Annotated in this window: 22 protein-coding genes; 14 read left to right on the top strand and 8 right to left on the bottom strand. The window is 35.4% G+C overall.

Annotation, left to right across the window (positions count from 1 at the left end):
• The first annotated feature begins 80 nt into the window (after window positions 1–80).
• From ACQ76T_RS05550 to ACQ76T_RS05565, 4 genes are read left to right on the top strand one after another with little or no spacing between them, the layout of a single operon-like run.
• On the top strand, window positions 81–278 hold the full coding sequence (locus ACQ76T_RS05550) for a hypothetical protein (RefSeq protein ID WP_431342338.1): 198 nt from the start codon (window positions 81–83) through the stop codon (window positions 276–278).
• 43 nt (window positions 279–321) lie between these two features.
• The gene (locus tag ACQ76T_RS05555) at window positions 322–1,659 is read left to right on the top strand and encodes a TolC family protein (RefSeq protein WP_431342339.1); all 1,338 of its coding nucleotides are present in this window, start codon (window positions 322–324) and stop codon (window positions 1,657–1,659) included.
• Between the two features lie 13 nt (window positions 1,660–1,672).
• Window positions 1,673–2,719, top strand: a complete 1,047-nt coding sequence (locus ACQ76T_RS05560) for an HlyD family secretion protein (RefSeq protein WP_431342340.1) — start codon at window positions 1,673–1,675, stop codon at window positions 2,717–2,719.
• Complete coding sequence (locus ACQ76T_RS05565) at window positions 2,719–4,311, top strand: MFS transporter (RefSeq protein ID WP_431342341.1); 1,593 nt, start codon at window positions 2,719–2,721, stop codon at window positions 4,309–4,311. Before ACQ76T_RS05560 ends, ACQ76T_RS05565 begins: the two co-directional genes overlap by 1 nt.
• 70 nt (window positions 4,312–4,381) lie before the next feature.
• Here ACQ76T_RS05565 and ACQ76T_RS05570 read toward each other — a convergent pair whose 3' ends face one another.
• The 5 genes from ACQ76T_RS05570 to ACQ76T_RS05590 all read right to left on the bottom strand — a co-directional run bounded on the left by ACQ76T_RS05570 (window position 4,382) and on the right by ACQ76T_RS05590 (window position 8,632).
• Window positions 4,382–5,017 carry a LysE family translocator gene (locus ACQ76T_RS05570; protein WP_431342342.1) on the bottom strand — a complete coding sequence of 212 codons (636 nt, stop codon included), beginning with the start codon at window positions 5,015–5,017 and terminating at the stop codon, window positions 4,382–4,384.
• Between the two features lie 97 nt (window positions 5,018–5,114).
• The gene (locus tag ACQ76T_RS05575; protein WP_431342343.1) at window positions 5,115–6,353 is read right to left on the bottom strand and encodes an MFS transporter; all 1,239 of its coding nucleotides are present in this window, start codon (window positions 6,351–6,353) and stop codon (window positions 5,115–5,117) included.
• A 54-nt stretch (window positions 6,354–6,407) separates the two neighbouring features.
• Window positions 6,408–7,067, bottom strand: a complete 660-nt coding sequence (locus tag ACQ76T_RS05580; protein WP_431342344.1) for a FadR/GntR family transcriptional regulator — start codon at window positions 7,065–7,067, stop codon at window positions 6,408–6,410.
• Window positions 7,068–7,239: 172 nt separating this feature from the next.
• Window positions 7,240–8,148 (bottom strand): AraC family transcriptional regulator, encoded by a 909-nt coding sequence (locus tag ACQ76T_RS05585; RefSeq protein WP_431342345.1) that lies wholly within the window; start codon window positions 8,146–8,148, stop codon window positions 7,240–7,242.
• A 58-nt stretch (window positions 8,149–8,206) separates the two neighbouring features.
• Window positions 8,207–8,632, bottom strand: coding sequence for a DoxX family membrane protein (locus ACQ76T_RS05590; protein ID WP_431342346.1), 426 nt, complete (start codon window positions 8,630–8,632; stop codon window positions 8,207–8,209).
• A 77-nt stretch (window positions 8,633–8,709) separates the two neighbouring features.
• Between ACQ76T_RS05590 and ACQ76T_RS05595 the strand changes: the two genes are divergently transcribed.
• Window positions 8,710–10,173 carry a PLP-dependent aminotransferase family protein gene (locus tag ACQ76T_RS05595; protein ID WP_431342347.1) on the top strand — a complete coding sequence of 488 codons (1,464 nt, stop codon included), beginning with the start codon at window positions 8,710–8,712 and terminating at the stop codon, window positions 10,171–10,173.
• Between the two features lie 59 nt (window positions 10,174–10,232).
• Here ACQ76T_RS05595 and ACQ76T_RS05600 read toward each other — a convergent pair whose 3' ends face one another.
• Window positions 10,233–11,054 carry an alpha/beta fold hydrolase gene (locus tag ACQ76T_RS05600; protein ID WP_431342348.1) on the bottom strand — a complete coding sequence of 274 codons (822 nt, stop codon included), beginning with the start codon at window positions 11,052–11,054 and terminating at the stop codon, window positions 10,233–10,235.
• A 330-nt stretch (window positions 11,055–11,384) separates the two neighbouring features.
• Here ACQ76T_RS05600 and ACQ76T_RS05605 point away from each other — a divergent pair, with 330 nt between their 5' ends.
• From ACQ76T_RS05605 to ACQ76T_RS05645, 9 genes are all read left to right on the top strand, one after another.
• Entirely contained in the window at window positions 11,385–12,341 is a 957-nt protein-coding gene (locus ACQ76T_RS05605; protein WP_431342349.1) for a heme-binding domain-containing protein, read from the top strand.
• A 3-nt stretch (window positions 12,342–12,344) separates the two neighbouring features.
• Complete coding sequence (locus ACQ76T_RS05610; RefSeq protein ID WP_431342350.1) at window positions 12,345–12,818, top strand: hypothetical protein; 474 nt, start codon at window positions 12,345–12,347, stop codon at window positions 12,816–12,818.
• 59 nt (window positions 12,819–12,877) lie between these two features.
• Window positions 12,878–13,771 carry a COG4315 family predicted lipoprotein gene (locus ACQ76T_RS05615; RefSeq protein ID WP_431342351.1) on the top strand — a complete coding sequence of 298 codons (894 nt, stop codon included), beginning with the start codon at window positions 12,878–12,880 and terminating at the stop codon, window positions 13,769–13,771.
• Between the two features lie 103 nt (window positions 13,772–13,874).
• The gene (locus ACQ76T_RS05620; RefSeq protein ID WP_431342352.1) at window positions 13,875–14,927 is read left to right on the top strand and encodes a sensor histidine kinase; all 1,053 of its coding nucleotides are present in this window, start codon (window positions 13,875–13,877) and stop codon (window positions 14,925–14,927) included.
• Window positions 14,902–15,669: a LytR/AlgR family response regulator transcription factor gene (locus ACQ76T_RS05625; RefSeq protein WP_431342353.1), complete on the top strand. Its 768-nt coding sequence runs from the start codon at window positions 14,902–14,904 to the stop codon at window positions 15,667–15,669. The genes ACQ76T_RS05620 and ACQ76T_RS05625 overlap by 26 nt, the downstream gene beginning before the upstream one ends.
• Before the next feature lie 126 nt (window positions 15,670–15,795).
• Entirely contained in the window at window positions 15,796–16,467 is a 672-nt protein-coding gene (locus tag ACQ76T_RS05630; RefSeq protein ID WP_431342354.1) for a Crp/Fnr family transcriptional regulator, read from the top strand.
• A gap of 38 nt (window positions 16,468–16,505) precedes the next feature.
• Window positions 16,506–17,072 carry a glutathione peroxidase gene (locus tag ACQ76T_RS05635; RefSeq protein WP_431342355.1) on the top strand — a complete coding sequence of 189 codons (567 nt, stop codon included), beginning with the start codon at window positions 16,506–16,508 and terminating at the stop codon, window positions 17,070–17,072.
• Window positions 17,073–17,561: 489 nt separating this feature from the next.
• A complete protein-coding gene (locus ACQ76T_RS05640; RefSeq protein WP_431342356.1) occupies window positions 17,562–17,786 on the top strand; it encodes a hypothetical protein in 225 nt (74 codons plus the stop codon).
• A gap of 115 nt (window positions 17,787–17,901) precedes the next feature.
• Window positions 17,902–18,171 carry a hypothetical protein gene (locus ACQ76T_RS05645; protein ID WP_431342357.1) on the top strand — a complete coding sequence of 90 codons (270 nt, stop codon included), beginning with the start codon at window positions 17,902–17,904 and terminating at the stop codon, window positions 18,169–18,171.
• Between the two features lie 839 nt (window positions 18,172–19,010).
• On the opposite strand, the gene ACQ76T_RS05650 is transcribed toward ACQ76T_RS05645, so the two are convergent.
• Together ACQ76T_RS05650 and ACQ76T_RS05655 are read right to left on the bottom strand one after the other, a co-directional pair.
• Complete coding sequence (locus ACQ76T_RS05650) at window positions 19,011–20,132, bottom strand: NAD(P)/FAD-dependent oxidoreductase (protein WP_431342358.1); 1,122 nt, start codon at window positions 20,130–20,132, stop codon at window positions 19,011–19,013.
• Between the two features lie 2 nt (window positions 20,133–20,134).
• Complete coding sequence (locus ACQ76T_RS05655; RefSeq protein WP_431342359.1) at window positions 20,135–23,251, bottom strand: LodA/GoxA family CTQ-dependent oxidase; 3,117 nt, start codon at window positions 23,249–23,251, stop codon at window positions 20,135–20,137.
• Window positions 23,252–23,270: the final 19 nt, after the last annotated feature.

Below are 23,270 nucleotides of genomic sequence, written 5' to 3' on the forward strand. Positions count from 1 at the left end.
AAAAATTAGGCTAATTATATAAAAAGACGTGGGTGTGCTTCCAATAATTTTGTATCAAAGTTTTATTAATAAAATCAGTTATGAAAAAAAATATCAGAATTAAGATGAAAAAGCTGAATAACTATATCATAAAAAGAACCAGTACTGAAAAGGAATCTACTGAAAAAGGAGGAAATCAATTTGAATTTCTGATGTATTCTGCCTATCTCAATGCTTTCAACCCTATAACCGATTTATCATTTATTGTAGACGAACTGAAAATCCTTATAACACATTGAAAGCAAAGAAAAATCAGTCAAAAACAGCTAAATAAAAGATAATATGAAACAGTATAAGTTGATTGTTTGGTCAGTAATGGTAATTATTCTTTTAATTTCCCAACAGCTAAAAGCACAAAATTCCGACTCTGTAAAAGTTTTGACCCTTGAAAATATCTGGAGTCTTTCGGAGCTCAATAGCAGACAGTTGAAATTATCAGATTTATACCGAAAAGAAAGTCAGCTAAGCGTTGATGAAGCCCGAAACCGAATTTTGCCGGAAGTTTCTGTTGGGGGAGATGTGAGACTCAATTCAAAATTTCTTATTTATGATAATGGTCTGTTTTCATCGCCTCAAGACGTCCCTGTTTCCAGCTATGGATACGCTGTGGGGTATAATGTAAATTTTAATCTGTACAGTGGTGGAAGAGAAAAAAGAAACATTAAAATAAAGAAGGAAGAGGAGACTGTAAAGCAATATGAATTTGAACTGGAAAGGAACAATATAAAATACAGTGCAGCAGTTGCTTACTATGATCTGTATAAATTTTTACAGTTTCGGGAGTTTATATCGGCTGAAATTTCTACACAGAAAAAACAGCTTTCCCTTATAGAAAATCTGTTTAAGAATGGGGTAGTGATGAAAAGTGATGTATTGAGAATTTCAGTAAAACTCTCACAGCTAGAACTAAGTCTGTCAGATATTGAAAAGAAAATAGACGTTACCAAGCAAAGGATTAATATTTTGATGGGTCGGAACCATTCGGCACCTTTTGATATAGCTTGTGAAAACAGTTCAGGGCCTGAAGCAATAACAGAACCGCAATCTGCTGATTATATTAATATTGCCTTAAAGAAATCTCCTCAATTCAAGATCGCCTATAGCCAGATTGCGCTGAGTGATATGAATACGAAGCAGATACAGTCTACTTTGTTGCCAAAAGTGTCTTTGTATTCCAACTACAATTATACCTTTCCTCAGATTTCTTTCTATCCTTATTCTAATGATTTGTGGGGATTTGGGCAAACGGGAATCAAGGTGCAGTTGTCTATAGATAATTTGTATAAAAGCAAAAAATCTATCGCCCGTGCACACAATATATCTGAACAGCAAAAGGAGAAAGCGAGGATCAAAAAAGATGAAATTACCATTCAGGTTAATGAGGCATACCTACAAGAACAACAGGCCTCTGAAAGCGTTGAAATGGCAGAGAAAAATATCGTAAAAAGTACTGAAACCGTTCGGGTTATCCGAAGCAGCTATATGAATCAGGAATCACTTTTAACCGATCTGCTCGATGCAGAAAGCGTTCTTCTTGAAGCAAAATTTAATTTAACCACAGCGCAAGCCAATCTGAAACTAAGTCATATCAGATTACTGGCTATTACAGGAATTCTTTAATATACTTAAAAATATGAACAAAAATAGAACCGATAAAATAATTGTACTCGTAACCCAGTGGTTGGGAATTGTTTTATTACTAGCATTAACGGTATGGGGAGGTATTTACTTTTGGAAAATGTGCCATTATCAGCATACCAACGATGCGCAGATTGATGCCTACTTATCCCCTGTAAACGTAAAAGTAGGAGGGTATATAAGTAAAATTTATTATAAAGATAATCAGTATGTCCGAAAAGGCGACACCCTAGTTCTTATCGAGAGAGACGAATATAGCCTAAAGAAAGATGCCGCCATGGCAGAATTGATGAGTTCCAAAGCAAAATTACCCATTCTTGCAGCTAATGAAGAAACTCATACCAAAAGCATAGAAGTTATTAAAGCACAACTGTCCGGAGCGCAGGCAAAACTTGAGCAACAGCAAAGGGAATATCAACGGTATAAAAACCTGCTGTCTGATGAATCTACAACCCAGCAGAAGTTTGATAATGTGACAGCTTCTCTGGCTATCAATCAGTCTGATTACCAGCAGACGAAGGCCTCATTGCAGGTGGCTGTATCTAAGCTGAATGATATCAAAGCACAGCGCGCTGCAATCAACGCTGAAATAAAAATTAAAGAAGCTTTATTGGGAAGACAGCAGCTGGATATTAAATATACGGTAATTACCGCTCCTTTTGACGGACAGATCGGAAAGAAGACTATCCAAGAAGGACAATTGGTACAACCTGGTCAAACTCTGGCTTTCATGGTCAATGATTCTGAAGAGAAGTGGGTGATTGCTAATTTCAAAGAAACCCAAATCAGCGATTGTAAACCGGGCCAGAAAGTAGTTGTGGAAGTTGATGCTTTTCCAGGTGAAAAATTTACAGGAGCCATAGAATCTTTATCTCCAACTACCGGTTCCAGATATTCTATTTTACCTCCTGATAATGCTACAGGTAATTTTGTGAAAATTACGCAGCGAATTCCGGTTCGGATAAAACTGACTGACAATCCTAAGAAATTAATCCATCTTTCTGCAGGAATGAATGCCAATGTTAATATTATAAATGACTAATGATGCAAGCACATAAAATTCCAGTTTTTAAAGCATGGGTAACAGAATGGATGGCCCGAACCGTTATATTTTTTATCCTGATGGCTTGTCTCTACAGTTTTGCTTTTTACTCCAGTCCTGTAACCATCATGGGATTCTATGGAGTGGAATCCACGGATATTCAATATGGAATGGTTGTGATTTATGGTTCTACGGTTGCTTTTTTGGCATTAGACTTTCGTATTGTAAAGTATTTTACACCGCGTAAATATCTTCTGAGCGCTATTGCTGTAAATGTAGGATGTTCACTAATATGTTTTTATACGAGAAACTGGACTATTTTTATGATCGTACAGTTCATTCAGGGTATTGTCTGTGCCCTGATGTCAGGAATTGTTTTGAATATGATATTTCCCCGTCTGGAATCTACACGGGCAAGAGTCATAGGCTATACTATTTTGTATGGTGGAATACAGATATCAGTTCCTTTATATTCGATTTATTATAGCGTCATGATGTATTTCTTCGATTTCAATTGGTTATTTTATGGGCTGCTTATTTTATTGCTTGTTTTAATAGTAACGGTGCTTGCCACCATGAACGGGAAAGCAAGGTTTCATAAAAAAATTCCACTTTATCAAATAGACTGGGTCGGTTATCTTTTTTATATCACTTTTATTCTCGTATTAGGATATATTTTGGTGTACGGAAGACAATTGGGGTGGTTTGACAGTTCTTTAATTTTTTGTTTAACGATCTTCAATGCATTGATTCTATGTGTTTTTGTAAACAGAGAACTGAAATTAAAACGCCCTTTGATTAACCTTCATATTCTAAAAGCAAAGAATTTTGTTATCGGATTGCTGCTGCTTTTTACTTTTTACATCTTTAAAGGAAGCACAGGTCTTGCTTATGGATATCTTGAAGCTATTCTCGGAAACGATCCACTCAACACGATTCCCGTATGGATCGCTGTTGTTGCAGGAACTGTTACAGGCATGTTTGTCATTTCCCGGTTTGTTTTAATGGGATATAATTTGATAAGAATAATTATTACAGGCTTTGGGGTTATGGCTTTATTCTATGTCTATATGCTCCTGTTTGTATCAGTTCAGGGAGAAACCATGGATTTTATTCCTGCTTTGTTTATTTATGGTTTTGCAACAGGTATATTGTTTGTTCCTATTGTATCTTTTACCACTTCTGCAGCACCTCCGCAGATTGCGGTGAACGCCTCATTGCTTGGGATCTTTGCAAGGTTTACAGGTTTTACAGCAAGTATGGCTTTTAATAATGAAGTTCAGCTTTATACAAAAGCAGTGGTGAGAGAGAAAATACGAGAGTCAATGGATGACACCAATCCTCAGCTTTCTCTTAGACTACAGGATGCCTACCTTACCTATATGAATGCAGGAAATGATATGTATACAGCCAAGAATTCTTCTTCCGGATATATGAACAATCTCGTGAAAGAACAGATACTGGCACGGGCAACCCGTGATTATTATGATTTGATGCTTACCGGGGTTCTTTGCGTAATTGTGCTTCTTCTGATATTGCCCCATATTCAGGGAGTAGTACTTAAACTGAGGAAAGGACAGATTCCTTATTAATACATAACAATGATATCGGGAATAAATGATCCTATTATTAAAAAAACCATCGGAAATTCCGATGGTTTTTTTATTTTGCCCTTGAAATGGCCATTTTTACGGCAAGAAACGTTAAAACACTGGCCATAAACCATTTCTGAATTTTGATCCATGTAGGATTCGCTGCAAAAAAAACTGCTGCTTTTGCGGCTGATAACACAATCACAAAGTTAACCGTTAGACTTACACAGACTTGAATCACTCCAAGTTCCAAACTTTGGGTAAAGATGGATCCATATTCAGGTTTTATAAACTGAGGAAAAAATGATAAATAAAAAACAGCAACTTTGGGATTAAGAACATTTGTAAGAAACCCAACTGTAAATAACTTTTTGGGTCCATCCACTTGACTGTTTTTTTCTACTTCAAAAATATTCTTACTATTCGGTTTGATGGCCTGGAATGCCAGATATAAAAGATATGCAGTTCCTAAAGTTTTTAAGACGATGTAGGCAAACGGCACAGCAAATAATACAGCAGTCAGTCCAAAGGATACCATAATAATATGAAACAAGAATCCACAAATGACACCGGCAAGAGAAGTCATTCCTGCTTTTCTGCCTTGTGTTATAGTTCTGGATATCAGATAAATCATATTCGGTCCTGGACTTATAACCAATACAAGTGCAGCCAATGCAAAAAATAAGATTTCATGAATAGGAATCATAATAGATAAATTTTTGTTTGAGATTGATATTTCTACTGTTAATTATATTATTTCTAGTTAGTTGTCCTTTTTAGTCCTTCAAAATAAGCAGAGACTATTATTTTTCAGAGGATTCTGACTGTGGATTTCTGATGTTGGGTAAGAATATAGCGATAATGCCTATAAAAGGAAGATAGGAACAAATGGTAAATACATATTCTATACTGGTTCTGTCGGCAATCCAACCCAAAGCAGCAGAACCAATTCCGGCTATCCCGAACATTAAACCATAAAATAAACCTGCAATAGTACCAATTTTACCCGGGACAAGATCTGTTGCATACAACATAATCGCTGAAAATGCAGAGGAAAGGATGAGCCCAATCAGTATTGCAAAAATTACTGTCCATGTCAAATTCATATGAGGTAATAACCATGTAAAGGGAGCAACGCCCAAAATAGAAATCCAGATGACATATTTTCTCCCTATAAAGTCACCCACAGGGCCTCCTATCATCGTTCCTACTGCTACTGAGGCGAGAAAGGCAAATAAATAATACTGAGAATTCTCAACGCTAATGTTAAATTTATCAATCAAATAAAAGGTAAAATAACTCGTCATAGACGCCATGTAGATATATTTGGAAAAAAGCAGTATTAACAAAATTGCCATAGAGATTATCACCCGATTTTTAGAAATTCCCTCAACGTATGCTTTGCTATTATCAATGGAATACTTTTTACGGAATTGAAGATGTTCCTGATACCATTTTCCGATACGGCTTAAGATTACCATTCCTATACAGGCTGCAATACAAAAGTAAATGAGAGAAAACTGTCCAAAAGGAATAACAATCAATGCTGCTAACAATGGCCCAATGGCTGTTCCCGCATGGCCCCCTAGTTGGAATATAGACTGTGCTAAACCTTTTCTTCCTCCTGATGCCAAATAAGCTACTCGTGACGATTCAGGATGGAATATTGAGGACCCGAGCCCGATTAGAGCTACCGACCCGAGAAAGAAATAAAAATTGTCAGCAAAAGATAATGCAATAATTCCTGCCATCGTAAAGATCATGGCCAAAGGAAGTGAATAGGGTTGTGGCTTGCGGTCTGTATAGAACCCTATCAAAGGTTGTAAAAGGGAGGCCGTAATCTGATATGTAAAAGTAATGATCCCAATTTGAGAGAAACTGAAATTGTATTTATCTTTAATAAGCGGATATACAGAGGGGATAACAGACTGCATAAGATCATTGAGCAGATGTGAAAAACAGATCATCAATAATATAGGATACACTGTTTTCTGAGCAATATTCTGTGGTGATAGATCACCTGTTTTTTTTGTTATTTCCATAATATTGTAAAAATATTCATCATATCATCAGATGAATTTTGATAAATAATAAGTTTACACTAAACTTATTATTAATTCTGTTGCTTTCCAGGCATTCAGAGGGTCTTTTGCTTCAATACATTTAAAAAGATTGACATGTCTTTCATGAGATTCGGCCAGAGAAGAGGTATCTTTATAGGTATCCTGAAACCATTTTTTCAAATGCTCTGATGCCGCTTTATAAATATCATACAGCATTTCATTGTGTGATGCTTTTGCTACTGCTAAATGAAACCGTATATCAGCTTCAATACAATGAGGGAGATCACCAGATTGCGCGAAATGTAGCCTTTGTTCAAGACTTTTTCTAATCGTTTCAAGATCATCCGGTGTTCTGTTTAAAGCAGCTTTTTCCGCGATTTTCAATTCAATAATCTCTCTTACCTCATTGAGCTCGTTAATTGTAGCACGTGCCATACGATGCTCAATGCTTTCATCATTAATAAACTGTTTCTGGACATAAGTACCTCTTCCTTGCTGCACGTTGAGAAGACCTATGTTGGAAAGAATTTTAACAGCCTCCCTCACCGTTGAGCGCCCAACTCCATATATACTTACCAATTCCGGTTCAGTAGGTAGCTTTTGCCCAACGCTATATTTCCCTTCATTAATTTCTTGTTTAAGAAGATTAGAAAGACGCTCGGCAAGCGACTCTTTTTGTATCAATTTCGTCATATCATCTGATGAATTGCAAATGTACGTTCTTTTTCCTAATTATAGTCTCACATTGTGTTATAATATGTTTTTTTTATTATAGATTGCTGATAATCATATGATTGTTGTTTGGGAAGATATGCTTATGAGATCTACAGTGCAATAAAAAATGTTTTGAACTATAGGAAATACATTATTTAATATGATGAAAGTTTCTTGAGCGCAGCTCACACGGTGGCATATTATAGTATTTCTTGAAAAATCGGTTAAAGTTAGAAAGATGTTCAAACCCCAGGCAATAAGCGATCTGGCTGATGTCCCAATGGGTTGACAGTAAAAGAAATTTGGCTTCTATTGCTGTACGGTCTGCTATTAAAGCCGTTGTATTTTTTCCCAATGCTTTTTTCAGGGTTTTATTAAGATGATTAACATGTATCATCAATCGGTCGGCGTAGTCCTGGGGGCATCTCAGTGTTAATATATGATCTGGAAGATCAATTTTGTATTGCTGTTCCAGTAAATTATGGAATGAAGCACAGATTCTTTCTGCCGAATTAGACCATTTTAAAGGTTGGGGCTGCGGGTTGATTTTCAATGTTTCATGAAGTATAATTTCAATGTAATTTCTCAATACATCATATTTTTTCACATAGTCTGATTGTATTTCCCGATGCATATGGTCGAAAATAGCTTGCAAATAAGATATTTGTTCTTCCGAGACATCAAAGACCCGACTGTTTCCAATCTCAAGAAAAGGACTGGGCGTTAATCGATGGTTTTTTAAGGAAAACTCAATAAATTCTCTGTTAAATGAACAGTAATATACTAAATTGTTTTTCGATAAAGGATGCCATATACATTCCATTTTCGGGTTGATGAATATCAGAACATTTCCGTGTATAGGAATTTCTTTGTTGGGAAAGGAAAGAACGCCTTCACCATTCATAATAAATATGATCTTATAGAAGTCACATTCAGAATCATTGAAAACGGTAACGGATTCAGATCCAGGATTTTCTTTTTTATAAACATTCAATGGCTCCTGTAGAAGATTGCCCGGACTACGATAGGTAGAAAAACTTTGTATTGAAATTGTATTCATCTTTTTTAAAATAGAAGAGACGTGAGTCATGTTATAGGGATGGATTGAAATACACAGTTTAAGCTTTGTTTCTGGTGAAAAAATCATCCAGACTCCATTGATGGTTTGAAATGGCCGCCAGTAAAAATGCCGCTGTGCTGTCTACAAATACACTGTAGTCAAAAGGACTCTTCAATCCAAAAGAATACGCCATAGATAAAGCAAATAATAAAGTTAATAAAGAAGCAGCCAAAGCAACCAGTCTGGTCTTGAATCCTATAATCAACAGAATACCGATCCCGATTTCAATTACAGTTGCAGTGATTGCTAAAAAGGGAATTATTCCTTTATCAGCAAAAGAATTGACAGTGGCTGTATATTCGAGAAAATCATTCCATCCGGAGCCATCATTCCATAAGCCAAGCCTTCCGGCAACTGCTGATAAAAATGTAAAACCAAGTCCTAATCTCAGTAGGAAAGGAGCTAATCCTAATTTTGAATCCATTATTTAAAATTTTCTGTAAATGTATACCTTTGCTGGATGACCAATGTAATCCAGTTTAAATACAATTACTAATCCAGATGCAAGACTTTCAAGATTTCATTACTATAGATAAATCGTCAGATAAACCTGTTTATCTGCAGATTACTGATGCAGTTATTCAACAGATAAAGCTGGGAAGATTACGGGAAGGAAGAAAAATGCCGGGATCACGCCAATTAGCAGATCTTTTAGCTGTTAATAGAATGACTGTTGTGGCTGCTTATAATGAGCTTGAAGCTCAGGGCTGGATGATACAGCATTCCAGAAAAGGCAGCTTTGTACATAACGATGTGCCCGTGTTGCAACCCAAAATGATTACTGAAGCAGATGAAATCCATATTTCCTCAGAAGCAAACATTTTTTCTTTTAACAATAATTTGGTGGAATCCTATCACGATGGTGAAATTAAAACCGGACAATTGGTCATTGATGATGGTTTTCCCGATCCACGTTTGGCACCCATTGAAGAGCTAACCCGATCAATGAAGATGATCTTTAAGAGACCGGGATATATCAAGTACCTTAATTACGGTTCCACAAAAGGCAGTGATGTTTTAAGAAGATCGCTTGCCGCTTATTTGAATGATACAAGAGGACTACCGGTAACAGAAAATAACGTGTTGGTAACCCGCGGAGCAACCATGGGAATTTATCTTACAGCAAGAATAATCGCGAAACCCGGCGATGAGGTGATCATGAGTGAACCCGGTTTTCATCTGGCCCGGAAAATATTTGAACAACTGGAACTCAACATCCATAAAATTCCTGTAGATGAAAATGGAATAGACGTAGAATGTATCGAAAAGATCTGCAAAACAAAAAAGATTGCTTTTGTATATGTTGTACCTCATCATCACTTTCCAACTACCGTTACACTTTCACTGGAGAGGAGAATCAGGTTGTTAGAGCTCTCGCATCTGTACAATTTTGTGATCATTGAAGATGATTATGACTACGATTTTCATTATGCCAGCAATCCTATAATGCCTATGGCAAGCATAGATACTCATGGGAAAGTAGTTTATATCGGGACTTTAACAAAAACGTTGGTTCCATCGGTTAGAATCGGATTTTTATCCGCCCATGAGAATTTTGTTGAACACGCTGCTTCTTACAGACATCTGATTGATTTTCAGGGAGACGGTTTTCTGGAAGTAGCTATAGCAGAACTGTATCGTGACGGAACTATGGTAAGACATATTAAAAAATCCGTAAAAACTTACAGGGAAAGAAGAGATCACTTTTGTGAGCTTCTCAAAAAAGAATTGGGAGAAAAAGTACAATTTACAGTTCCTAATGGAGGGATGTCCGTATGGGTGAAATTCGAAAATATAGATCTGAAAAAATTATCAGAAAAAGCGCGTTCCAAAGGACTTGAAATCAGTGACGGATCAAAGTATGATAGTGTGGGAAATCCCTGTGATGCTCTGCGTCTGGGTTTTGCCAGTTTGAATGAAACTGAACAGACAATGGCTATTGAAATTTTAAAGGCCTGCCTTTAAAAGGTTTTATTAAAAAAGGTGAACCGAAATAGTTCACCTTTTATACAATTGGGGTTCTGTTAAGATTGGATAAACTCCAATAGATCCTTATTGATTGTTTCGTGCTCTGTTGTTGGCATTCCGTGAGGGAAACCAGGGTAGGTAATCAGCTTACCGTTCTTTAGTAGTTTTGCAGATTTTATAGCAGAGTTTTCAATAGGAACAATCTGATCATCATCTCCGTGTAATACAAGCACAGGAATATCAACGGCTTTCAAATCTTCTGTAAAATCGGTTTCAGAAAATGCTTTAATACCGTCATAATGTGCAACAATTCCGCCCATCATTCCCTGTCTCCACCAGTTTCTCTGAATGCCTTCTTTTACATCTGCACCCTCTCTGTTGTAACCATAGAAAGGAAATGTAAGATCAAAATAAAATTGTTGTCTGTTATGGAGTGTCTGTTCTCTGATATTATCAAAAACTTCTATTGGAACTCCATCCGGATTGGTTTCGCTTTTTACCATTATTGGTGGAACCGCACTTATTAATACTGCTTTTTTCGCACGGCCCTTCGCATATTTGTGTACATAACGGATAACTTCGCCACCACCTGTAGAGTGTCCTATATGCACCACATCTTTCAGATCAAGAAAATCTACAAGTTCTGCAGCATCAGAAGCATATTGTTCAATCGTATGGTTATAGATATTCTGGCTTGAGCGTCCGTGACCTCTCCTGTCGTGCGAAATGACTCTGTATCCTCTCTGTAGGAAAAAGATAACCTGGGCATCCCAGTCATCAGATGATAAAGGCCATCCGTGGTGAAACATTAATACTGGCCCTTCTCCTTGGTCTTTATAAAAAATCTCAGTTCCGTCTTTTAATTGTAGTGTGCTCATTGTTTTTAATTTTTAATGTTGTTATTGTTTATTGTCTTAATTCTTTAGCAAATGTAGAACAGTTGAGGTTTATAGAAATTAATCTAGTTTAATTTCGTTCATTATTATGAAAATTTTTTATTGATTAAAAAGAGACTCAGACTTGATGATAGCGTTTTCACGCGGATTGTATGATCTTCCTATATTTCGGTATTCCAATCGTATTTTTCCATGTTGTGAAAAATTCATAATTACGAATGTCAGATTCAAAGTAAAATTTGTCCGATTGGTTAAAATTATTTGCTCAACTATTCCAAAAAGTTAGGAAATTTGATAAAAAAAGAAACAGATATGAAGAATTTTTTGAAAAAGATCAAAGGGAAAAACATTCTGGTACTTGTTCTCATTGCTTTTGTAGGAATTCAGTTCTACAGACCCACTATTACCCATGAACCGATAACCGGTGAAATTCATGTTCCAAGTGATGTTAGAGCAGTTCTGGAACGATCGTGTTTCGACTGCCATTCTAATCAGACGAATCTGAAATGGTTTGATCAGATTGCTCCCGCTTATTGGCTCGTAGCAGATCACATCAAAAAAGGAAAAGAAGGTCTCAATTTTTCAGAATGGGCTCAATTACCGGCACCTGCTCAAAATGCAAAACTTTGGGAAGCTTTCAATCAGATTCATTTGGGAGCGATGCCGCTGAAAAGCTATGAATTACTGCATCCTGAAGCCAAACTCTCTGAAAAAGATATTAATCTGTTGAAAAAATACGTGACTTCTCTGGCTCCTAAACAAAAGCCGGACACTGCAAAAGTTTCTGCTTACCAAAAGCAATATCAGCAGGTGAATAGCATGAATACTGTACCATCTAGTGCTTCTGTACCCAAAGCACCGAATGGCATCAGCTATATTCCGGATTATAAAAACTGGAAACCGATCAGCTCTACCGAAAGATTTGATAACGGAACTATGAGAATTATTTTCGGTAATGATATCGCTGTAAAAGCAGCAAAAGAACGCAAGACAAATCCATGGCCGGATGGAACCGTATTGGCAAAAGTAGCATGGGACCAGATCATCGACAGTGACGGGAATGTCACTACAGGAGCTTTCAAGCAGATCGAATATATGATTAAAGACAGCAAGAAGTTTGCCTCAACAAAAGGGTGGGGTTGGGCAAGATTTTTATCGCCTAAGCTGGAACCTTATGGCAAAACTGCAGAATTTACCAATGAATGCATCAGATGCCACCTTCCTATGAACGATAATGACTATGTATTTACCTCACCTCTTAATCACTAAGCCATGAAGAATCTTATGAGTTGCCTAATGCTGTCCGCTTTTATTGTAAGCTGCAGCCCTAAAAAAGAATATGAAGCGGTAAACGAAAACGCTTCGCTACCTGAAAAATTTGATTTCAATGCGATGAATCTAAAGGTTGTTACCTCTTCCATTAATCATAAAAAGCAGACGATGATGACTCTTTACGGAAATCCTTCAGCCCTTAATGAGTTAAAAGGAAACTCCGGAAAAGATGAAAGTAAAGAAAGAATCCTGACCCTGATAACCTGGTCTCAGAAAGGTGATCCTTATTGGTATGGAGCAAAAATTCCGGATCATCTTCTGTCCGTTGAGGTGATCAAAAGTGAGAAGCCTTTTGCGGAAAAGTCAGAAATACAGTATCAGAAGTATGAGGGGAAAGACCTGAAAAAAGTTGACGCAGAAAGCACGGACAGAGTACATACAATACTCAGTATGAAACCTTCAATTATGCCTTAGTATAAAACATTTTCAAAAATAAATATTAAAAAAATAATACTCATTAAAATTGGTAAGAAATGAAAAAAATGAAGTTCAGTTCAAAACTAGTGGCAGGATGCTTCGCTGCAGCATTATTGCTTCTCACTTCTGTAGCATGTTCTAAAGATAATCAGGATGAAGGGGCAGATGCCAGCCCCAAAGAAGTTCAGTTAAGGAATGATGCAAGTCTTGGAAGTGTTCTTATCGATAAAGACGGTCGTACGCTTTATTCTTTTGCTAATGATGCAACAGCATCCAACAACTGTACTGGAGGATGTGAGCCTGTATGGCCTATATTCAATGTAGATAATCTTTCTTCCGAAAAATTAGGATCTGGGCTTGAACTGTCTGATTTTAAATCTATAACGACCGGATCAGGAAAAAAGCAACTTACTTATAAAGGAAGGCCTCTGTATTACTATGCACCACTGGTAAACGGAATCAATATAAAAGAAGACGCAGGAAAAACAGGAGGCGAAAATATTGGAGGGGTATGGTTCGTCGCTAAACCGGACTATACCATTATGCTGACCAATGCTCAGCTTGTAGGACATGATGGTAAAAATTATACATCTGCCTATACAGAAGGAACGGGTAAAACATTGTATTTAACTGATGACCGGGGGGTAACGTTATATACCTTTAAGAATGACAGACAAAATAAAAACAACTTTACAGCTGCTGATTTTTCAAATAATGGAGTATGGCCTATCTATGAAACGGATAAAATCGTAGTTCCTTCCGGTTTGGATAAATCGCTTTTCGGATCTATTACTGTATTTGGTAAAAAGCAGCTTACTTATAAAGGATGGCCTCTTTATCACTTTGGTCAGGACAATATGGTGATGGGCTCCAATAAAGGGGTATCTTTTCCTGCGCCTGGTGGTATCTGGCCTGTCCCTGTGAAAAATATGGCAGCAGCTATGCCTTAATTTGTGTTTTTATAGAAATCTCAGTGCTAAATAACGGATGTGCTGCCGTGCCGTTATTTAGCTTTTGTATATTTGCAGTTGCTTAACGGCTTGATTTTTACCTATGATCTATGCGAAATATATCAATACGAACGGAAGAAAAGTTTTCAGGATAGACCCGAGAATCATTCTCTTCAGTGCTCTTTTTATGGGGATTTTGGCTTCAGTACCCAAAATACTCCGTATGCATATTACTTTGGGAGAACTGATGATCGATTTTTCTATATCTTTCTTATTTTCACTGTTTGTATGGTACTTTAATATCTATAGCTTACCTAAGTTTTCTATTCAGAATATCTCAACCCGGTTTTTCAATAAAAAACTTGGGATCAGTTTATCCATTGGCATTGTAGTGATGGCTGCAATTGTACTGATTCATCATATTATGTTTCCAAAATATGGATTTAATACCATGGTTTTGATGTATGAATTCCGTGGAATACTGATTAATCTGACTATTTATATGTTTCTGTATCTCCTGTATCAGACGTATAACTCTCAGCAGATTAAGTTTGAACTTGAGCAGATCCGCACAGATAATCTCAATGCCCAGTATGAGCTGCTAAAACAGCAGATTAATCCTCATTTTTTGTTCAATAGCCTCAATACATTGAAGTCTATGATTGATATAAAGGATGAAAGCTCAGGCGATTTTGTAGTAAGGCTAGCCGATTTTTATCGTTTTACCCTGGATAACAGAAAAATGGATCTTATTCCTTTAAAAAAGGAACTTGCTATCTTGGAAGCCTATGTTTTTCTTTTGACATCGAGATTTGAAGATGGTATAGAATTCAAAATAGACATTCAGGAAGAGATATTAAACTCCTATATCCCTCCGTTTACATTGCAGTTGCTTTGTGAAAACTGTATTAAGCATAATGTGGTATCGTTGGCTAATCCTTTAATTATAAGATTATACAGCGATCAAGAATATATTATCATTGAAAACAATTTTCAACCCAAAAATATTCCCCAGGAATCCGCAGGAATAGGAATAGAAAATATCAGAGAACGTTATAAGCACTTTGCAGAAAAAGAAATGACGATCTTGCATAATGATGCTAATTTCACTGTCAAATTACCCATAATAGATGAAAGTTTTAGTAATAGAAGATGAAATAAAAACCGCTAAGGCTCTCGGGCGGATGATTACTACTGTACAGCCGGAAGCTACCATTGTGCGGTATATTGAAAGTGTTGCTATGGCAGTGGAATATCTTTCCGGTGATGAAATTCCAGATGTTATATTCATGGATATTCAGCTGGCAGACGGAAACTGTTTTGAGATTTTCAGTCAGGTAAAGGTAAAAGTACCCGTTATTTTCTGTACAGCATTTGATGAATATGCTGTTGAAGCATTCAAAAGTAACGGAGTAGATTATATTCTGAAACCATTTGAAAAAAAGGATATCCAGAGTGCTTTTGAAAAAATCAACAATCTAAAGAACTTCTTTCAGAGCTCTTCTTCCCCCGACAGGAAACTGGAAGATATTCTGAATAATCTTACCACAGGAAGAGGAAAAACCAATTTTCTGGTGTTTTCCAATAATAAATATAACAACATTCATGTCGATAGAATTGCCTGTTTTTATAGCCAGTTTGGAAGTACAGTACTGATCACCTTTGATCAGAAAGAATATACCATTCCACAGTCATTGGACGATTTGGGGCAGTTGGTTTCAGGGACTCAATTCTTTAGAATCAACAGACAGTATTTAATCAATTTTACAGCTATTGTTGAGGTAGAGCATTATTTTTCACGCAAGCTTCTTATTACTTTGAAGGTGACTACTCCGGAGAAACCTCTTGTTACCAAAGATAAATCTTCCCGTTTTCTTCAGTGGCTTGAAGAGCGGTAAAAGGAAAGTATCCATTAAAAACGTACTATATAAAAAAAACCTCCGGTTGTAATTGGAGGGGAAAGATGTTTTGTGTCGTCAGAAGATAAAATACAGAAACCTTGCTGAAATAAGGAACCAATAAAAATGAATCAAAAAAATAATAACGTAGACGAGTTTATTAGCCGTAAATTTGGCTTTCTGGGCGAAGAATTTATGGAGGAGATGAGAACTCATGGGATCTATGAGTGTATGGAAGCTAGGCAGGAAATTATTCAGGAAGGTGACCGTGTGAAATATGTTTTATTTCTGATAAAAGGAGCCATTAAGGTCTATTCTCTTAATGATGGCCGGGAACTTGTGTATTATTATATCGGTAATGATGAGAACTGTCTTATGACTTTTTCATCAATTTTCAATAATAATATAAGTAAAGTATATGCTGTGACAGAAGAAGATTCTGAAGTGTTTCTGATTCCCTTATCAGTAATGAGCAGATGGCTGGTTGCCTTTCCGGGAATTAATAAAATGTTTTTTCATGAATATGAAAGAAGATTTTCTGCGGTGATGGATATGATCAACGAAGCCATGTTCCATCATTTGGATACACGGGTTCTGAATTATATTAAAAGGAAGGTAACAATAGCGGGAAATCAGCCTATAAAATGTAAACACAGAGAAATAGCGGGAAGCTTGGGATCATCGCGGGAAGTGATCAGCAGGGTGCTGAAAAAACTTGAAAACGAAGGAAAAATTCTTAAAGATGAAGAAGGCAGAATATTTGCTGCAGATCAGGTAATGATGTCATCAAACAAATAAATAATACTTATATAAATTAATATTAAAATCTTTTTCAAATGAAAAAAATACTTTTTATCGGAATGGTGCTTGTAGGAATTATAAGCCTTTCATCATTTATAAAATCAGAGGCCTCTACAGATTCAAAACCTCCGAAATCAATTTATGATTTTAAGATTGAATCCATCGATGGAGGAAAAATAGATTTTTCAAATTACAAGGGAAAATATATCCTTATCGTAAATACAGCATCAAAGTGCGGATATACGCCTCAGTACAAAGGATTGGAGCAGTTGTATAAGGACTATGGTGATAAACTGGTTGTGGTAGGCTTTCCATCCGACAACTTTGCGGATCAGGAATTTCATGACAATGTAGAAATTAAGTCTTTCTGTGAAAAAAACTATGGAGTAACTTTTCCCCTTACAACTTCTGTTAACGTAAAAGGAGCAAAAGTAACCCCAGTATTTGATTTCCTTACTCACAAATCTAAAAATGGAGTATTGGACGCGACAATAAGCTGGAACTTCAACAAATTCCTAATCAGCCCTGAAGGAAAATTATTAGAACATTTCGATTCTAAAGTAGTTCCAGAAAGCGAAAAAATTACTCACTATTTCAAATAGTTTGAAAGTAATCTATACAATGTAAAAATGTAAATCCAGTACTTACTGGATTTTTTTTATGGGAGAATTTGATGATATTGATGCAATCAGTGATCTTATTATATAGGAAGGAAAAAAAACAAATACGGAGACACCAAAGAATTTGCAGACCAATTAAATAAACAACCCCCACCAAGGAGTGGGGAGTTTTGCTTATTGTTCTTTTGATAATATATTTTCAAGATCAGTCAGTAAGTTCTCAATTCTGACAATCTTTTCATTAAATCCATTTTCAAAGGCTTGAAATGAATCTGTAGTAAGTACCGAATATACAAACAATCCAAACTGCAGCCTTACGGGCTACTGTAGAGTTATTACTACATAAGTTACGTATAAATACTGATTTTACTATTAATTCATTATTTGTTGAATTAATATATTAAATTTGTATCTGATTACTAGATTGATAGTAATCAAATAACATAATGATAACCATAAAACAAAATTAAAATGGCAACTTACATGACACAAACAATGCAGAGTGGAAAAAATCCTAAAATTAATTATTACAGAAAATCCTCTGCCCATCCATCTCACGATGAAACTGGCAAATTCACACAGGATGCAATTAATAATTATTCAAAGAAATACCAAGTACCAGCAAATACGATTGAGAAAGGACGTTTCCAAAGCGGGCAGGGGGTACCAACTGGACCTAATACTCAAGAAATCTAACCTATTAACAATTTAAATAAATATGAGCGATTGGCAAAAGGATATTGGACCGTGAGATCCAAACTTCCCGGTAAGATTTAGTTTCAAAAATGGATATAGCTGTTATTGCGATAATTTGCAGTTCTTTAAAGCATTAGGTATCTACAACAACGTTGAAAGAGATGTCTTAAGAGGTTTTGAAAATGCTCGTTTAAAATACTGGGGTATTCCTATGGCTTCTGAAGACCGCAGATATTATAATAAATCTGAAAGACCTCAGGTAGAAGTAATTTATGATGTAATTCTGGATGAAAGTGATGTAGGCAAAACTATTCTTATCCAGAATGATGGCCAAGAAACTATGAATTACAGGAAAAAAAATTCCACAAGTACAACGCAATTTTAGGAGTCAGTTGCTGACATTTCAACATCTTTAGAATTTAACAAGTCAACTACATTGGCAGTGTATTCTCAATCGTTGAATTTTTCTGCTTCTTTTTCATTAAAGACAACCAATCAGATCACTAAAGTTTATTCAGAAGAAACAGAAATGGAATTCAAAATCTCTAAAGGAGAACAGCTTTCTAAAATTAAAAATCCTTCATATAGGACTAAATTTAAGGTTCGAGTTTTTGGGAAATTTTGTTTGAATTATGATCCTAAATTTAATGACCACTATTTATGGATGCCATATCTAGATAAGATATATGAGTGTGAGGTAATGTCTACAGATATAAGGATTACCAAATGGATAGTTGAACCTATAACTGGCCAACCTGTTAATAAACTAATAAGAGAAGTTGGAGCGTATTAGAACAGTAAGGAGAAAAAAAAACGCATACCACATCACTATTTTGTGAAATGTTTTATGTCTATCTTTACATGTTCGAATGATTTAAATTTCGGATTATATGTATTCAACCTCCTATGCCCTGGGAGGTTTTTATTTGGTCCTTATAAAACTATATTTTAATAGATGTCGTATATAAAATAACAACTCATACTTTTTGAGTTTTCATGGTTATTAGTTTTTATCCTCGGTTTTCCGGGGATTTTGTTTATATTTGCCTTTATCAATCTCTTTTTATAAGAGTTAATAATTAGCTTATCCTCGGAGTGATCCGGGGATTTTGTTTTAAACGATTATTGAGGAAATATGAAGTCAGGTTATTATATTACTGATTTATTTATGATAATTAGAAATAATTTTAAGTAAATCTTATAACTTAATTTCATCAATAGTGCTTATTTAATATGGTGACGTCTATTCCAAAATAATTGGTTTGTCCATCTTTTTTCCATCCTGTAATAGATGTAATGATGGTATTCATAACGAGACCAAATATTTTCCGCAATACGATGGTATTTTGCTATAAATGCATTTTTAATATCTCCTGATAAGGTATGAACTATATTCGATTTAATGATCAATTTGGAGTATTGAGCAGCCATTGCTAAAGCATTAAACATTCCTTGAGAGGATAAAGGATCAAAGGTTAAACACGCATCTCCAATTGCTATCCAATTCGATTGTATTGGGAATGTAAGACAAGACGAATGTGATGCTTTTGTACCTAAAAATTCATAGTGTAATATTTCTTCTTTAATTTCTAAAATTTTCATTAAATCTTTTTCAGCTAAAAAATAATTTTTAAAAAATTCTCCATCTTTTGTCAACTTTTTATCGCATAAATCGGAATCTGTAAAAAAACTAATCAAGTGTTTATTATTAGGGAGTTTGCTAATATACCACCATCCGTTTTCAACAGTATAGATTGTAGAAAGTTCTTTTATAGTTGGAATGTATATACTTCCGTGAATCCCAATAAGTTGATCTTTTTTGAGACGCTGAATGTTCATTTTTTGAGCCATCAAACTTCTGCGTCCTGAAGCATCTATAATAAATTTAGCTTGATAATTATTTTCAAAACCTTCCTTTGTCTTGGTAATCAAAGCCCATTGTTGAGACTCTTCTGAAACACTGATAATATTTTCTCTAATGATTTTAATACCTCTCGCGCTTGTTATTTTTTGTAATTCGTTTACAAAATTATTCTTATTGATAGACCAGCCGTGACCTTCAGGATTCTGTAGGCTATCTTGCACGATAGGATGAGAGGTTCCCCAGTATGACTGCATACCAATGGTAGGCTTGCCCACCAATGGATTTTGCATGATTGCATCAATATCAATTCCTAATTCATTAAAAATACGTTGACTGGAAGCAACTAAAGTTTCCCCATGTAAAACATCTGTATTTTCTGGTTTTTCAATGACTAAAATTTTATAAAACGAATGGAGGTGCATAGCAGCGATACACCCTGCTATGCCTCCTCCAATAATTATAATGTCGAAATCGTTATTCATTATTAAGAATTAAAACGTCTTCTAAATCTTTCATGAATAGTTACTATTTTTTGATTGGGTTTAACATATTCAATTTGTAAATCTTTATTTGTTTGTTGAACTTTTGACAATAGATTTTCTAATTCTTCTGAGTTATTTAATATATGCTCCGCTTCTTTTTTTATATTTTCATCAATTTGTAATTGAGAAGTATTTAATACATTATCTGATATTATTTCCATCACCTTATCTTTTGCGACATTATCCATTAACTTTTGTCTGGTCTCTTTTAAAATAATATTTATAATTTTAGTGTATGAGCTGGTTAAAGCAACTTGCACCGTATCTGGGACTTTAGTGTTGTTGCTCGTGGTTTTTTCGTCTAATTTCATAGGCAGCACTGTGCCTACAGCATCAAAATGAGTAATCATTTTATTAATAATTTCTTCATACGGGGAATAAATGGTTGGGTTACCCGGCAAATCTTCTAACCACTCAAAACGTTGATTAAATATTTCTAATTGCTCTGCTGGATTTCCTTGTTTTTCCTGTAAAGCTTTAAATTGTTTGTATGTAATAATTTCATTAGGCACTCGCGCTGGCCAGAATGTTGGAATATAGGAGTCATATGAACTGTCGTATCCGTCTTTACAAGAGGCTGTATCTGTCTGCCAGGGAATAGCCATCCAACGTGTTATGCCTCCTGCAACTTGAGATTCGAAAGGGTTAACTATTTTATTAAGTAATGTTTGATCTATAAAAGGACCGTAATCAAGGTTGTCTTGAATCAGATTATCTCTATCAAATTTAAATCTAAAAGGAGAATCATACATGGAAGATATTCTTACCGGCCATGTCATTTCGCAACCAGGATGAAAAGCATCTGCCAAACAAAAATCTAAAGCAGCTCTTGTAAGTAAGTCCGCTTGCTCTTCTACAGGGTATTCATCTAAAGGTTTAGGAAAAATATAATTGGCTTTATATTGATCCCAATCATCAATAAAATTCCCATCTACCCATTGCTGCAACATTTTGATTTGTAAATCTGTAAGCGTACTATGCTGTCTAGGGCTTCCGGTTCCTGTTCTTTCCGTAGCATCTCCATATAGCCAAGGCCATAAAGCCGGAGATTGAGAACCTGGGAGATCAAACTGCCTAAACTGATTAAACATTTGTCTTCTGAATTCTAAGTTATTCATAGTTCCGTCTCTTAATTTTTCAATCCATATATTTTCATTGAAATTATAAGCCCCATCGAATCCAAAAGTGGTTAAAAAACCTTTGTTTACCCACTGCAGTTCTGTCATTCTCTTAAAGATGGGAAATATATCATAAGAGAATGAAGGACTGATTGGAGGTGGCAATTTAAGTTTTCTTACAGATAGATCTCTCATTAAATCCCACATTGTTCTTACCGATTGTTGCATAGGAGCATAATCTGGAGGGGCACAAATTACCCAGGCCGATTTTACATTAAGTTCCTTATTATTGATTTTTACAGTGGCTGTTACCGGTCCGTCAGAAGTGTCATCATACCAACCATCATTATTTGCAAAATCTAAAGCAATTTCATTTTTAAAACTTTTGGATATACCTTTACCCCCGAGCACATGTAACCTTTTGGAATTTGGTGAACTCTTATCGAAAAATATTTCTCCAAGATAAACGTCTGTGTTTTTTAAAAATTTCCCTTTAAATTTTGCTGAATTGTTAATCGATTTGCTATTTATACTTTTTACACCTCCATCAATAACAAGGCTCATACGATCCAGGATATCTGAATTTCTTTTAAAAGAATATTTATATTCATCTTCATTTGCTTCCGGAATATCTAACGCAAGATTAAATTGATACCAAGCCGCTTTTTGGTTGGCTAAATGGCACGACCAATTAATTTCAACATTGTCTTTACTATCAGGATGGGTAAGTTCTTTTACAACTTCTCCTTTAATATTCAGACCATATATTCTAAACTCTGCTGCCTGTCTTTTAATTTTGCCTTCTCTATCCCTGTAAAAAGAAAGATCATTTGACATTATGGGTTCCGGAACTTGTGGGCCTATATAATACTGATCACTGTTTCCTACACGCATAATACCTATTGAAGGATATATTGCTGCACTCACAATTTCATGGTCAACTATTTCTTCATCTTTATTTTGTGCATGAAAAGGACAAATTTCTCCTTGAGGTTCTCTGAACTCTAAAGCATTAGCACTGTATCTCGTTTCCGCACCATATTTGTAAACATCTCTTCTCGCTTCAGCAATACTGCCCAAAGGCTGGTTTAATGAATTTATACGCCAGCAGTTAAAATTAATATGATCACCCAGTTCTTTCACTCCAATCAGATGTAAATCTTGTTGGGGAAGGTTTAATCTACCAATTTCAATAAAACTTTCATCCCATTTTAATTGTAGATTATCTGCTATTTTTTCATCAATCTCTTTGATTTGTCCTTCAAGAATAAATTGGTAAGAATTATTAAATAATTTTTGATGTAAATCTTTAGCGAGATAATCTTGCTGCTTCATAATGACAGGGAAATTCTCTATAACAGCTGGTTTAAGCCGTAGTTTTATCATATGTTTTTCGCCTAATCGGAATGGTATGATAGGGTAGTAGGCAGTGGTTAAACAACTGTCTTCGTATTTTTCCATTTGGTCTAAAATACGTTTCAATTCCTTGTTTTCTCTATAATATTCATTTAATTGGTTGATGTCACCAGAAGTAGAAATTTGAGTGAATTCTACCATTTGTTGTGCGTTTTGAGCAAAAAACACATCAATATTTTGAAATATAAAATCTGTATTTGGTCCTTCAAACCCTTCAGCATTATTGGGTAAATCAAAAATCTTTAAGCCCAAACCAATGGTAGACTTTACATCTGTTTTTTTAGGGTCTGTATCACTTGAAAAACGCATTACACACTTAAATTTATCTTTAATTCCAAAGAAACCGAGATCACCTACTAATTTTTCAATCGGTAAATTATTGGTTAAAATTAATTCACCATGTACTACACCATGTTGTTTTCTGAATACAGCTCTTGGTGCTGGATTTGCACCATTTTCTATCATAACTTTTTGGTATGTATCTATGAACTGAGCTTTAAGATCGGATATGTATTTCTTTTCCATTTTTTTAGTTTTTAATTAA

The organism is Chryseobacterium sp. JK1, assembly GCF_050632815.1.
In the GTDB taxonomy this organism is placed as follows: Bacteria; Bacteroidota; Bacteroidia; order Flavobacteriales; family Weeksellaceae; genus Chryseobacterium.